The following is a 14,022-nucleotide window of genomic DNA, read 5'->3' on the forward strand; positions in this document are numbered from 1 at the left end:
GATCCGAGGAGTACCGATTGAAGCCGATTACGTTCGGCAGCTGCGTGGGGTGGCTGCACGAAGGACAGACGACACAAGGTGTGATCCTGTGCGAATCGTTGGGGCACGAGGCATCGTGGACGCACAAGCTCATGCGGGCGATCGCCGAGCGCCTTGCCCGCGACGGCGTCACGGTGTTGCGATTCAACTATCCGTGCACCGGCGATTCCGCGGGCGATGACCGTGACGCCGATCGGCACGCCGCGACCATCGGCAGCATTCACGATGCGATCGATCTGCTGCGCGACCAGGTCGGTGTCGGGTCGCTGACGCTCGTCGGAATTCGTGCGGGCGCGCTGTTCGCGATGCTGGCCGCCGCGGGGGACGGCCGGCACCCGTCGCCGCGCGTCGACGCATTGGTGGCGCTCGCGCCGGTCGTGCGCGGACGCGCTTACCTTCGCGAGCTGTCGTTCGTGCATCGCCAGTGGCTCGACGTCACGTCGCCCGCGATTCGCATCGCGCATCGTGACGAGCCCTGCATGAACGTGCTCGGGCACCGCTTTCCGGACGATTTCGTCGCTGCGCTGAAGGCGGTCGATCTGTGCGACGTCGTGCGCGATGCCCCGAGGCTGCCTGATGCGATGCTGCTGATTCAACCCGATCAGGACGGACCTGCGTTGCGCGATGCGCTGCTGGCGCGGGGCGTGAACGTGGCGGCCGATCCGTTTCGCGAATGGCCGACGACGATGCTGGACGGTACGCGCTCGCGCCTGCCGCTCGCAGCCATCGACACGCTCGCGCGCTGGATCGGCGAACGTGTGCCGCGCACGGCCGCGGGCGTCGACCCGATGTGGCGGCATGATCCACCATGGAACGGCGAATCGGCCGCCGCGCTCGACATGACCGACATGACCGAGCAGGTCGTCGCGGTCGGGCCGGACCGTTTGGTCGGCGTACTGTGCCGTCCCGCCGAGACGGGGCCGGCGAATCCCGCCGCTCCGGCGCTCGTGATCGCGAACACGTCGACGAATCCGCGAAGCGGCGAAGGGCGCTTCAGCGTGCGCCTCGCGCGGACGCTTGCACGCGCCGGCGTCACGACGCTGCGGATCGACGTGAACGGCGTCGGCGACAGCGGGGCGGCCGCGCTCGACGACCAGTCGCGCGTCGTGTATTCGGCGCAGTCGAGCGACGACGTGGCGGCCGCCGCCGACTGGCTGCGTGCGCTTGGGCATCCTGACGTGGTCGCGGCCGGCATCTGTTCCGGCGCCTATGCGGCATTGCATGCGGCCGTGAAGACGCCGTCGCTCGGCGGCGTGATCGCGATAAACCTGGCGCGCTTCGTGTGGCCGGCCGGGCTCTCGCTCGATGCGGTGCAGAAGCAGCGGAACAACTCGGTGCGCGGCTACTGGCTGTCGGTGCGCGACTGGCAGAAGTGGAAACGCCTCGTGCGCGAACGGCGCGATTTGCGGCCGATCGTGCGCGCCGTCGCCGCCAATGCGATCGCGCGAGTCAGCGTGCCGGTGAAGGAGGCGGCCGCGCGCGTCGGCTGGAAGCCGCGCGCCGGCACCCCACGCGGCGTGATGCACGTGCTTGCGCAACGCAATGTCCGCACGACGCTCGTATATGGCGCGCTCGATCCCGGCATCGACGATGTCCGGCGCCACTTCGGCGCGATCGAGCATGCGTTCAGGTGCTCGCGACACGTACGGCTGCACCTCGAGCCGCAGGTCGATCACGCGGTGTACGGCGCGGTCGGCACGGACATCGTGATCGAGCGGTGCTTGCAGGCGCTCGGTCGCGACTTGACGAGGCCGGCCGTGCACGTTGCCGATCCTGTCGCGCACGAAGCGGCTGCGGGATCGTACGCAAACGTGTCGGTCGGCAGGCCGTGATGCGCGCCGTGCCGCATGCGTCGGCGCTTTGGGGCGCGATCCCCGCTTCGTATGAAGATCGACGTTCGGTGGGGTCGCTCACAGACGCGCCGTTCGCCGTAGTGTCCAATCGCTTATCGATGCATGCACGGTCATGCCGCGGCATGACCGGCCGGGATGGGTCAGTCCCGATCGCCCGGCTCCGCATAGGGTGATTTCGCGTAGGGCGATGCGTACAACGTGTCGCTGCGCCATACGTCGTCGGCGGGTGCATTGGCGACCTGCGCGCGATGTGGCCGCGCCGGCACGAGCGGCCGGCGCAACGTGACGCGGGCCCGCGTGTCGGGCTGGACGGCGGCGCTCGCGGCTGAACCGGCGATCGCGGGTGCTGTCGCCCCGGATGCAGCCGCGGACGCTGTCGCAACGGGTTCGGCGGCCGCACTCGGGCCGACGGCTTGCGCCGAGCGTTGTGGCGGCACCGGCGCAACGAGCGTCGACGACGCGAAGGGCGGTGTGTCGGCAGGACTGCCGGGCAGCGTTTGGGCGCCGGCGGCACAGACGAAGCCGGTCGACACGATGCAGACGAAGGGCGCAAGCGATGAAGAAAAGTTCATGACGGATCGTACGGAGTGACGTGCGGTGAAGAGGCCGGTGCGGCATGCAAGCTGCAATGCAAGCCGCGCTGGGCAAGCGTAATGCCGGAATTCGCCGCGTTCGGCGGGTTACCGCACAGTTTTGGAAGAGCACCATGTCAATCACCACGCAACCGGAATCGACGCGCGGCACGCCGCGGCCTGGCGCCCGTCGCGCGCCGTGGCTGTCGCGCATGGCGATCGTGGCGGCCGCATGCGCGCTGAGCGCATGTGCGCTGTCGCCCGGCATGACTTACCGCGCGCCGGCGGAGCGCGACGCGAATGCGCGCGTGAGCGCCGACGCATCGGGTTCGGGCGGCCTCGACGGCGTGCAGAACGTGTCGAGCGAGGATCTGATCGAGATCACGCCGGCATTCGTCGCGCAGCACCATGCGGGACGGCCGGCCAACGTCGACGCGGAGATCCGCCAACTGTTCGGCAAGCCGACGCCGTACACGATCGGCCCCGGCGACGTGCTGAGCATCATCGTATGGGACCACCCCGAATTGAACCTGCCGACGACGCAGACGGTCGGCGGCGGCGACGGGGTCGGCGCGAGCTCGGTCGCGACGGGCTATACGGTCGATGCGACCGGCAACGTCCAGTTTGCGTACGCCGGCCTCGTGCACGTGGCGGGATTGACCGAGGCACAGGCGCGCGCGCTGCTGACGAAGCGGCTCGGAGAATACGTGCGCAAGCCGCAGCTCGCGCTGCGCGTGCAGAGCTACCGCAGCAAGCGGGTCTATCTCGACGGCGAAGTGCGCACGCCGGGTCTGCAGATCGTCAACGACATGCCGATGACGCTGCCCGAGGCGATCGACCGCGCGGGCGGTTTTACGCCGACGGCGGATCGCTCGCAGGTTTCGGTGACGCGCGGCGACACGACCGTGAACGTGAGCCTGCCGGCACTGATCGCCGCGGGCGTGAACCCGTCGAACATCCTGTTGCGCGACGGCGATCTCGTGCGCGTGCGCGCGGCGAGCGACGCGAAGGTATTCGTGCTCGGCGAGGTATCGCGGCCCGCGACGCTGACGTTGACCGACGGGCGGATGAGCCTCGGCGAAGCGCTCGGCGACACGGGTGGCGTGAGTCAGTACACGTCGGACGCGCGCCAGGTGTTCGTCGTGCGCCGCGGCCCCGACAACCGCCCGCGGGTGTACCACCTCGACGGCAGCTCGCCCGCGTCGTTCGCGCTCGCCGACCAGTTTCCGCTCGAGCGGCGCGACGTCGTGTTCGTCGATGCGTCATCGCTGGTGCGCTGGAGCCGCGTCGTGAACCTGCTGATTCCGTCGTCCGCGCAAGGTGCGCTGACGGCGAAAGCCATTTCGCCGTGATGCCCGAGGCGAATTTCGTGACCGCGACCGTACGTCGCGCCATACGGGACTGATGCTGCATGAACACTTCGACCCTGCCTGACCCGCACAGCGGGCGCATTCTGCGGCCGTCCTATCCGGTGCGCCGCTACTGGAGCATGCTGTATGGCGGCCGGCGACTGATCGTTTGCACGGCGCTCGCGGGTGCGCTCGCGGGCGGTCTGTATGCGCTGTTCGCGGCCCCCGTTTACCGCTCCGACATCCTGTTCCAGGTCGAGCAAAGCCAGACCGATTCGAAGCAGACGTCGCCGCCCGGCGATCCGTCGTCGGTGTTCGATCTGAAGACCGATGCATCGACCGAGATCGAGGTGCTCAAATCCCGTGCGGTGCTCGACCGCGCGATCCAGAGCACGAACCTCGCCCTCGACGCACGGCCGCATTACCTGCCGCTGATCGGCTGGCGCTTCGTGAACGCGGCCGACGGGCTGTCGTCGCCGCTGCCGGGGGGATATGTGTATGGCACCGAGCGCATCGACGTGCCGACCTTCGACGTGCCCAAGCGCCTGCTCGGCAAGCGTTTCGCGCTGACCCTCGGTGACGACGGCGCGTACACGCTGCAGCGCACGGGCTTTTTCGGCCGGAAAGGACCGGTATGGCAGGGCCGCATCGGCCAGCCGCTGCACATCGAGACGCCGCAGGGGCCGATCGACGTGTTCGTGCGCGACGTGGCCGGCCAGCCCGGCGCACGCTTCGACCTGACGCGCTACAGCGACGAAGAGGCGACGACGTGGCTGCAGAAGAACGCGCTGATCTCGGAGCGCGGCAAGCAGTCGAACATGATCGGCGTGACGCTCGACGGCATTGATCCCGTGCACGACAGCCGTGTGCTGAACGCGATCGGGGAGGCGTATCTGGCGCAGAACACGCAGCGCAAGTCCGAGGCGGCCGACAAGCTGATCCGATACATGGACGGCCAGCTGCCGCAACTGAAGGCGCAGCTGGAAGCGGCGGAGAGCCGCTTCAACGCATTCCGTGCCTCGCACGGGACGGTCAATACGAGCGATGAGGCACTGGCATTGCGTCAACAGTCGGTCGACATCGAGACGCGTGTCCAGACGCTGCAGCAGCGGCGCGAGGAACTGCTGACGCGCTTCATGCCGAAGCATCCAGCCATCGTGGCCGTCGATGCGCAGCTCGCCGATGCGCAGCACTCGCTCGACACGACCCGCAAGCAGATCCAGCAACTGCCGACCGTCGAGCAGGGCGTGCTGCAACTGCAGCGCGACGTGGCCGTCGATACCGCGCTGTACACGAACCTGCTCAATACGCGCCAGCAGATGGTCCTCGCGCGCGCCAGCAAGACGGGCACCGTGCGGATCGTCGATACGGCGAAGGTCGCCGAGCAACCGATCGGACCGCATCGCGGCGTCGCGGTGGTCGGCTTGCTGATGATCGGCCTGCTGGCGGGCGCGGCGATCGTGGTCGCCCGGCAGCGTGTCGTCGGCACGATCGGCGACGCGGAGGAAATCGAATGGGCGACGGGTTTGCCGGTGTTCGCGACGGTCCCGCACAGCGCCGTCGCGGCACAAGCGGAACTGCGGTCGAAGGTGCGCCGGCGCGGCCAGCGCACGCTGGCGACGCAGGCCGAGGCTCAGGACGCGGCGCTCGAAAGCCTGCGCAATTTCCGGGCGTCGCTGCAACTGTCGATGCCGGCCGCATCGAATCCCGTCGTGCTGATTTCCGGCCCGACGACGGGCGTCGGCAAGTCGTTCGTCGCGGCCAACATCGCGTCGCTCGTTGGCGCCGCGAAACGGCGCGTCCTGCTGATCGATGCCGACTTGCGCAAGGGCTCGCTGCACGACCGTTTCCGCTATAGCCGCGCGCCAGGGCTGTCCGACGTGGTGGCGGGCACCCACACGCTCGACGACGCAATCAAGCGCGGCGTCGCACCGGGCCTGGATTTCATCGCGATGGGCAACGTCGTTCCCGATCCGGGCGAACTGCTGTTGCAGCCCGCGCTCGCCGAACTGATCGAGCGGGTCGCGTCGCGCTACGACATGGTCGTGCTCGACGGCCCGCCGTTGCTCCCGGTCGCCGATGCGCTGGTGCTCGGGCGCCTGGCGGGCACCGTGTTTCTCGTCGCGCGGAGCGGCGTGACGACGTTGACGGAACTCGACGAAAGCGCGCGGCGGCTCGAGCACGCGCATATCGGCGTGCGCGGCGTGATCCTGAACGACTACAAGGGCGCGCCGGGACGGTACGACTACGGCTACAACGACGCGAACACGCATCAGGCCACGTCCGGGTTGACGGGGATGATGGCGTCGCGGCAACGGGCGGAACGCCCGTCATGAACCGGCGAGCGGGCGGGGTTGGGTCCGCCGGGCCTCGGCAAGACCCGGCGACGCTGCGCAGGATGGCGCGCGTGCGCGGTGCGGCGGGCGGTTACACGGGCTACTGGTGGGAAGATCCGGCCCGGCTCGTGCTGATGTTCATCCTGCCGTTGTACGGATTGCTGTCGCTCAGCCTGCTGGGCGACCAGAAGTCGATTGCGCGAATCTATTTCGACGGCTACTACGCGTTCGCCGGCGCGCTGTTCCTGATGGTGGTGACGGCGACGGCGTGGCTCGCGACGACCGAAGCGCGGACGCGGCGCGGGCCGCCGGAAACGCCCGTCGAGGTGCCGTCGCGCGTGCTCGATGTCCTGTTTGCACTCGCGCTGTTCGGCAATCTCGTGATGATGAGCGGGATCATCGCGCGTCCGGCGCTGCTGCTCGAGTTCCTGCACGGACAGGCTACCGCGTACGACATGCTCCAGCAGATCGGTCGCATCACCGGGTTGAGCTCGTTTACGCAGGCGACGTCGCCGTTCGTCGCGCTCTATTTCTACGTGTTCCGGACGCCGGCGAAAGGCCTGAACCGCTACAAGATCTACATGGCCGTGCTCGCGGTGCTGACGCTGCTGCGCAGCTTCCTCTTCGCCGAGCGCCTCGCGTTGATCGAGATGGTGATGCCGCTCGCGCTGATGGTCGTGCGGTTCCGGCTGCACGGCCGGTATGCGCGGCTGCTGACGCTCGGGCCGTACGCGGCGATCCCGCTGTTGTTCGCGCTGTTTATCGCGAACGAGTACAACCGGTCGTGGGAAGCCTATTACGTCAATGTCTACGACAACATCTTCGATTTCGCGCTTGAACGGCTCGGCCTGTACTATTCGACGTCGCTGAACAATGGGGCGGGGATGCTTGCCGTGCTCGGCTGGGGTCAGGGCCATCCGATGTTCACGTTCGACTGGCTGATGCGCTTTCCGGTGATCGGCGCGGCGTTCCAGCCGTGGTTCGATTCAAGCGACAGCTTCAACCTGTTTCTGAACAGCTACGCAGACCCGGAATTCAACAATCCGTCCGGGATCTTCGTCCACTTCTATGAATGGGGCTGGTTCGGGCTGCTCGACGCGGCCGTGCTGGGCTGGATCGTTGGCCGAAGCTATGCGGGCTGGCGCAGCGGCAACGGGTTCTGGTGTTGCGCGCACGCGGTGCTCTACGTGTCATTGATGGAAATCATGCGTACGCCAAATCTGTTCAGCGGACGCAATTTCCTGCCGATCGTGCTGCCGATCATCGTGTTCCATTGGTTCGGGAAGCGGCCGGCGAGCGTTGCGCCTTCCGCCACGCGTACCGCATCCGGGCGCGGGACGCGCACCTCGGAAACGAACGGGCGCGACGGCAGTGCAACGGCCTAGCAACGCACAGGGCGTCCGGCCTCAGGATGACCCTGAAGCTCATGCGGTGCGCGTTCGTGACGCCGTGTCGCGTCCTGGCCACGACGGGAAACCGGCAATGTGCGCGACCCCTGTCCGCAATGCGACCAGATAGACGGCGATCGGGATCGCGACACCGGCCAGCGTGCCGAGTACGAGGTGTGCCGCGAGATCGGTGACGCCGGCGCGTATCAGCACGATCCGTACGGCCGCCATCGCGAAGATATGGGTCAGGTAGATCGGCATCGATGCGCAACCGATCGCCGCCAGCCATGCCGCGCGTGCCGGCTGTGACGCATACCGATGCGCGAGTTGCAGCGCCAGCGCGATGCCCGAGAACGCAGCGGGAAGCGCCCAGATGCTCGTCGCGCTACCGAAGCCGTGCGCGAATACGACCGCCGCGACGAAGGCCGTTGCCGTGGCGGCGCATGCGGTTGGCCCGCTGTTGCGCGCGAGCCAGCCGGGCAATGCCTGCGACGCAAGGACGCCCGCCACGAAGAATGGTGCGTTCATCAGCGTGATCGACAGGATGCCCCACCGCGTCGCCGCGCCGAGCACCAGCCCGAGCACCGCGTATCCGGCGAGCCAGCCGCGCGCCCGCGACGGCATGGGCGAACGTGTCGCATCCGGCACGGCCGCCGCGAAAGCCCGGATGCCGAGCATGCAGAGCATCAGCGCGTACAGGAACCAGAACTGTGCGAACGGTCGCCAGCCGATCGCCAGCAGGTCGTCCAGCGTGAACGGATGATTGGTGCCGTGCGATGCCATTGCAATCTGCACGGCGCCCTGCGCAATCGACCACAACAGGTACGGATACACGATCGTCCTGATCTTCGACCACAAGAAACCGTGCGGCGCCCGGCGCAGCGAGCTGCAGACGTGCAGGCCGGACAGGAAGAAGAACAACGGCATGTGGAACGTGTAGATCACGTAGTCGTTCCACGCGAATGCCGTGTCGGCCGCGCCTGCCGGCACAAGGTCGGCGGAAACGGCACCGCGCAGCACGTGTCCGTATACGACAAGAATGATTCCCGCGCCGCGGGCGACATCGAGGCTGGTTTCGCGAGCAGTCATGATGAAGGGGCGGCCGGCCCGTCAGGTTCCGCACCGCCGAGAAATCGGACAGTCGTTCACTGTATGGCGGGCCCGTGCGCAGGACAGTGCGGTGGGCGACAGTGGATCGTCGTGCAACCCGACGGATGGCCTACAGCCCCTCGAATATGGCCTTCATCATCTCGGCGCTTCGGCTCCAGCGATACTTCTCCGCGTGCAGGCTTCCCCTGCGTTTGAGTTCGGCCCTGAGTGCGTCGGAATCGAGCAGGCTCCGCAATTTCCGCGCGATGTCGTCCTGCGAGTACGGATCGCAGTACAGCGCCGCATCGGCACAGACTTCCGGCAGGGCCGCCGATTTGCCGACCACCACGGGGCAGCCGTAGCGCATCGCCTCGAGAGGCGGTATGCCGAAGCCTTCGTAGATCGACGGATACAGGAAGCATGCGGCGTTCTGATACAGCGCCTTCAATTGTTCGTCGCTGATATAGCCGACGTACTTGATGTTCGGTTCCGCCGCCGGCATGAGGTCCTGCTGGCCGAACACGATGGTGTTCTGCATCCCGACGATGACGAGATCGACCGACGGATCGTTGATCTGCCTGAACGCCGCGATCAGCCGGCCGAAGTTCTTGGTGGGATTCATGCTGCTGACCGCGAGCACGAACCGGTTCGGTGTCAGCGCATGCTGGTCGAGCACGCTGGTGTCCGGTTCCAGGGTGTCGAGATGATCCGCACCGAGCGGTACGACGCTGATCTTCTCCGCGGCAACCCCGCAGTGATGCGCGAGGCGATCCCGCGAGAAATAGGAGTTGGTCAGCACGCAGACGGAGGTGCGCGCCAGGATCCAGAACATGATCCGGTACCACACGCGAAACGGGCGCGAGAAATGCGCGGGGGTGTCGAACACGGCCGCGTCATGCATGTAGATGATCTGGTTGCCGATGAAAATGGATGCCGAATTGCTGAGATTGACGATGCGGCCGCGGCGCGCGAACAACGGGAGGACCAGTTGCTCCCAGACCACGCCCTTGTAAAAGCCGACTTTGACCGTCTTCGCTCCGCTTACCTCGATGCCCGGTTGCGGAGGCACCAGCACGGTTACCGGATCCTGCGGCTGAAACTTGACCAGTGCGGCGATCAGCTCGCGTGCGACGCGTTGCACCCCGGTTGTCTTCTGCGTGGTGAATCGGCCGTTGTATACGAGTGGCTTCGGTTTCTTGAACGAGATCATGTCCATAAGGGGATATCGAAATCAGGCTTTGACGTGATCCGCTGCAACCGGCTTGAAGTCGCGCGTGTCGACGCGCGGCTCGTCGGTGCCGAGTCCGTAAAGCGCATGCCATTGCCGGAAGATCGCGCTCATCGAAAATCGCTGAATGGCGCGATTTCGCGCAGCCTGGCCCATCTGCTCGCGAAGCTGGCGATCGTCTCGGAGGGCGGTCACGTACTCGACCATCTCGTCGGGGGTTGACGCGACATAGCCCGTCACACCGTGAATCACCACGTCGCGATTGCCGACGACGTTCGTCACCACGGCCGGGATTCCGGCAACCTGCGCTTCGATCAGCGCGACCGGCATGCCTTCCCAGCGCGAGGTCTGGACATAGATGTCGAGTTCCGACGTCAACGCCAGCGCGCGCTCGCGGGTCACCCAGCCGCTGCATGCGACGGCCTCGCGCGCGGCGGAATCCGGGATCTCGGCCGCGTTGCCGCCGATCCACAGAAACTCGACGCCGGCGCCGTGCAACGTGTCGGCGAGTCGCACGAATGCTTCATGATTCTTCTGGAACGACGCGCGGCCGCTCATCCCGATCACGATCTTGTGGTCGTCGCGCGTACGGCGGGCCGGAATCTCCGCGACGTTCACGCCGTTTTCCACCAGGACCGCCGATCTCGGCCTGACTTTTCCGTTGATCTCGCCGAGCTCGCTGCCCGAGCACGCGACAATGGTGCCGCCGATGCGCGCCGCGATGCGCTCGAAGCTCAGATAAGCGAACTGCTTGATGGGCGACACGTCGCAGCGCAGGAATGACAGGCCGTGCGGCGAGTAGAGGACCGTTGCATTCGGGGTGGCGATCCGGGCAGCGATGCGTCCCAGCACACCGGCCTTCGACGAGTGCAGATGAATCGCGGTCGGCTTGCAGTCGCGCAGGTTGCGGACGAGGGCATGCACGCTCTGCAGATCCTGCCGGACGTTGACCTCGCGCACCATGTCGACGTGGACCAGCTTCACGTCGGGCCGGAACAGCGTCGAGAAATCGGTCGGCGTTTCCGGCCGGATCGAGTGCAGCACCGTCACGTCGACGCCGGCCGCGGCCGCATGATTGGCGAGATAGGTGAGCATCGACAGCACGCCGCCGCCGAATGCTTCGGCAATATGAACGATCTTTTCTTGGGTCATCTCTCGGTCTGTCGATTCGGTCGCGCTGTTCGTTACCCAGTGCGACGATGGGGGCGGCGTATCGTCAATCCGTCGGCGAGTCACGCAAACCGGACGTCCGATGCATTACGTATTCCTGATTGATTGATGCGTGATCATCGCCGCCATTGCTTCCCGTCCATCGTGCATGGTCGCGCGAACACGCCACGCGACCGCGATATCTACCGCCACGCATGCATCAACTGGTGAGGACCATTGTGGAGCGCATGCCGCACGCACTCGGTGCGATGGCTAACCGAACAAGCGAATCGGCAGCCGCGGTCGCGCTCGGATGGTATTCATCGCACGCCGGCGCGTGGGGCGGGCGACTTGCGAACGCGAGCGAGCGGATTGGACAGATAGCGGATCGCGCGATTGCTCAGCGTTGACGATGGCAGCAAGCACGCGAGCGACAACACGGTGACCGCCGCCTTCTTGGCCGGGCGCCAGAACGGGTTGCGCAGCACGGTGTGCCAGTAGCGCCCCGATTCGCACAGGAACCAGCGCCAGCGCCGCGCCAGCGGCGCGCGATACAGCGTGCTCGCGAAGCGTGCCTTCTCGATGGCGAAGTCGAGTGGGGCCATCGGCAGCGTTTCCCGCAACCGCGTGCCGGCGAGCGTGCGCAGGATCGACCAGCGGCGTTCGGCCTTCAGTGCACCGGTTGCCGCGTCTTCCGAGTTGGCGAGCGCGAGGGCCGGGCCGTCGGCCGCGCTTGCGTTCGACGGCTGGTGCATGCGATAGCCGCCGAGCGTCGCATCGATCATGTGGACGGCACCGAGCAGCGCGATGCCGTAGATCGCGTAGAAATCGGCGCCATGCAGATTGTCGGCAGTGACGGGCACCGGAAAGATGCGTTTGAGCGCAGCGACCTGATACGCATTGCCCGATGCAGGCGGCGACGGGTACAGCCAGCCCGCGCGCAACAGGCGACCGCAATCCGTATCGACTACCGACTGCGGGACGCTCGCGCCGGTTCGCGCGCCGTCGTGCGCGATCACGTCGAGCCGGAAATGGACCTTCACGAAATCGCCGGATGCGAACGCGGCGAGCACGCGTGCCGCGGCGTCGGCATAGAGCAGGTCGTCCGCGTCGAGCAGGATGACGTAGCGCGACGTGACATGTTCCAGCGCCCGGTTGTACGCGGCAACCTGACCGCGATTCTCCTGGAACACCGCGGCAATGCGCTCGCCATACGAGCGAATGATGTCGCGCGAATCGTCGGTGGACCCGTCATCGACGATCAGAACGCGGACGCCGTGCGCGGTCTGCGCGAGTGCCGAGTCGATCGCGTCGCGCAGGTACTTGCCGTGGTTGTAGTTGCAGATTGCGATGGTCAGGTCGGTCATGTGCTGAAGTCGGACGGGCGGCGCGCGGACGATCGGGCTCATGATACGGATCGCGCGGCTGCGCACAGTTCGCGAGCCTACCGTTCGGGAATTCGCGCGCGCGTGGAATGTCGCGTCGTCGATGCGGTGCCGGGGCGCTTGGTCTGATGACGCACCGACGCCGTTCGGAGCCCGTGATCTAATCAACGTTGGAGCGTCGCCGCTTTCGTCGGCTTGGCGGACACGCCATGCAGTCGGCCTTCAATGCATGCGGTTCGGCGCGCACGAAGACTTGCCAGGGAAACGATACGATATGCATGAGTTGCAACGCCTGTTGCGCATTGTGGTCGCCGGCATGTGCATGGCGGGCGCGCTATCGTGGCCGGAACTCGCCGCGCCCGCGACCTCCGCGACCCGGCCGGCCGCACTTGATGCGCCCGTACCGGACGCGTACGTGCGTCCGGATCCCGCCGGGGCCGATCAGGGCGACGCGCTGCAACGTGAGCTTGACGCGCTGCGGCCGGGGCAACGGCTCGTATTCGCACCGGGGCGGTATGTCGTCAGCCGGTCGCTCGTCGTGCGACAGGCACGTGTGGTGCTGTCGGGATTCGGCGCGACGCTGATCGCGACAGCGCCGAACGATCAGACGATCGAGTTGCGCGGCGACGGTACGACGCTCGTCGGGTTCCGGCTCACGGGAACCGGCACCACGCGTCTCACGACGCCGGAGTCGACGAAGATCGAGGTCACGGGGCGCGACGTGCAGGTGCTCGACAACATCGTCGACGGTGGCGCAGGGGCCGGCATTTTCGTGTTCGGCGGCGCGGATGTCGCGATCGTCGGCAACGAGGTGCTGTCGACGCTGGCGGACGGCATTCACATGACGCACGGCTCGCACAACGTGCTGGTGCAGGGCAACGTCGTGCGTGGAACCGGCGACGACATGATCGCCGTCGTGAGCTACCAGGCGGAAGGCGTGCTGACCCGCAACGTGATGATTACCGGCAACTCGCTGGAGGGCAACCCGTGGGGCCGCGGCATCACCGTCGTCGGCGGCGCGAACGTTACGATTTCAAACAACATCGTGCGCAACGTGCAGGTCAGCGCCGGGATTCTCGTCGCGCAGGAAGACAGCAATCGCACTGTCGGCTCGTCTGACGTCCGGGTCGAGCGCAACGTGATTGCCGATATCCAGACGGCGACAGGCCGGACCGATTTGCGTCCGCTCACGCAGCAAGGGGCGATCGAGGTCAGCACGTGGTCCGGTTCGGTGTCGCGGGTGACCGTGATCGGCAATCGCGTTTCGAATGCACGATTCGATGGCATTCGGTTGTGGGGCAACGTGTCGGACGTACGGCTGGCGGACAATCAGCTGTCGGGAATCGGCGGCATGCCGGTGCGGGTCGGGCCTGAACCGGATTGCGCAGCCGGCGCGGCCGCGAGCGCGTCCGCGAGCAATCGCGCAAAAGGCGCTCCGTGCGCGCGCGCGCGCCTGTCCCGGCCGGGCGCGCCCGATGCCCTCGGCGCCGATACGTCGCTCCTGCCGCGCGTGCGCGAATCCGTCAGACGGGTGCGCTGGTCCCAACGCGGCATCGATTGATCGTGCATGCGGTGCGCCGCCAACGCGCCGGCGCGATTCCCATGCACCGGTCGAACGGCATCGCGTTCCGCCG

General features: G+C 66.8%; 10 protein-coding genes. 5 read left to right on the plus strand and 5 right to left on the minus strand.

What is annotated here, in order from left to right:
* The first annotated feature begins 17 nt into the window (after nucleotides 1-17).
* On the plus strand, nucleotides 18-1,871 hold the full coding sequence (locus tag CFB49_RS21365) for a serine aminopeptidase domain-containing protein (protein WP_089492244.1): 1,854 nt from the start codon (nucleotides 18-20) through the stop codon (nucleotides 1,869-1,871).
* Nucleotides 1,872-2,032: 161 nt separating this feature from the next.
* Here the strand turns inward: CFB49_RS21365 and CFB49_RS21370 are convergent, their stop codons facing one another.
* Nucleotides 2,033-2,521 carry a hypothetical protein gene (locus CFB49_RS21370; RefSeq protein ID WP_249190216.1) on the minus strand — a complete coding sequence of 163 codons (489 nt, stop codon included), beginning with the start codon at nucleotides 2,519-2,521 and terminating at the stop codon, nucleotides 2,033-2,035.
* A gap of 77 nt (nucleotides 2,522-2,598) precedes the next feature.
* On the opposite strand from CFB49_RS21370, the gene CFB49_RS21375 reads away from it, so the two are divergent.
* From CFB49_RS21375 to CFB49_RS21385, 3 genes are read left to right on the plus strand one after another with little or no spacing between them, the layout of a single operon-like run.
* On the plus strand, nucleotides 2,599-3,816 hold the full coding sequence (locus tag CFB49_RS21375; protein WP_069616386.1) for a polysaccharide biosynthesis/export family protein: 1,218 nt from the start codon (nucleotides 2,599-2,601) through the stop codon (nucleotides 3,814-3,816).
* Between the two features lie 59 nt (nucleotides 3,817-3,875).
* Nucleotides 3,876-6,149 carry a polysaccharide biosynthesis tyrosine autokinase gene (locus CFB49_RS21380; protein ID WP_089492245.1) on the plus strand — a complete coding sequence of 758 codons (2,274 nt, stop codon included), beginning with the start codon at nucleotides 3,876-3,878 and terminating at the stop codon, nucleotides 6,147-6,149.
* Entirely contained in the window at nucleotides 6,146-7,534 is a 1,389-nt protein-coding gene (locus CFB49_RS21385) for an oligosaccharide repeat unit polymerase (protein ID WP_089492246.1), read from the plus strand. Before CFB49_RS21380 ends, CFB49_RS21385 begins: the two co-directional genes overlap by 4 nt.
* Nucleotides 7,535-7,573: 39 nt before the next feature.
* On the opposite strand, the gene CFB49_RS21390 is transcribed toward CFB49_RS21385, so the two are convergent.
* From CFB49_RS21390 to CFB49_RS21405, 4 genes are all read right to left on the minus strand, one after another.
* The gene (locus CFB49_RS21390) at nucleotides 7,574-8,626 is read right to left on the minus strand and encodes an acyltransferase family protein (RefSeq protein WP_089492247.1); all 1,053 of its coding nucleotides are present in this window, start codon (nucleotides 8,624-8,626) and stop codon (nucleotides 7,574-7,576) included.
* Nucleotides 8,627-8,756: 130 nt separating this feature from the next.
* Nucleotides 8,757-9,836: a glycosyltransferase family 4 protein gene (locus CFB49_RS21395; RefSeq protein WP_089492804.1), complete on the minus strand. Its 1,080-nt coding sequence runs from the start codon at nucleotides 9,834-9,836 to the stop codon at nucleotides 8,757-8,759.
* A gap of 21 nt (nucleotides 9,837-9,857) precedes the next feature.
* Nucleotides 9,858-11,006 (minus strand): glycosyltransferase, encoded by a 1,149-nt coding sequence (locus tag CFB49_RS21400; RefSeq protein ID WP_089492248.1) that lies wholly within the window; start codon nucleotides 11,004-11,006, stop codon nucleotides 9,858-9,860.
* Between the two features lie 317 nt (nucleotides 11,007-11,323).
* Nucleotides 11,324-12,370 (minus strand): glycosyltransferase family 2 protein, encoded by a 1,047-nt coding sequence (locus tag CFB49_RS21405; RefSeq protein ID WP_089492805.1) that lies wholly within the window; start codon nucleotides 12,368-12,370, stop codon nucleotides 11,324-11,326.
* A gap of 292 nt (nucleotides 12,371-12,662) precedes the next feature.
* Here CFB49_RS21405 and CFB49_RS21410 point away from each other — a divergent pair, with 292 nt between their 5' ends.
* Complete coding sequence (locus CFB49_RS21410; RefSeq protein WP_089492249.1) at nucleotides 12,663-13,949, plus strand: right-handed parallel beta-helix repeat-containing protein; 1,287 nt, start codon at nucleotides 12,663-12,665, stop codon at nucleotides 13,947-13,949.
* Nucleotides 13,950-14,022: the final 73 nt, after the last annotated feature.

Source organism: Burkholderia sp. AU17457, assembly GCF_002223255.1.
Classification (GTDB): Bacteria; Pseudomonadota; Gammaproteobacteria; order Burkholderiales; family Burkholderiaceae; genus Burkholderia; species Burkholderia sola.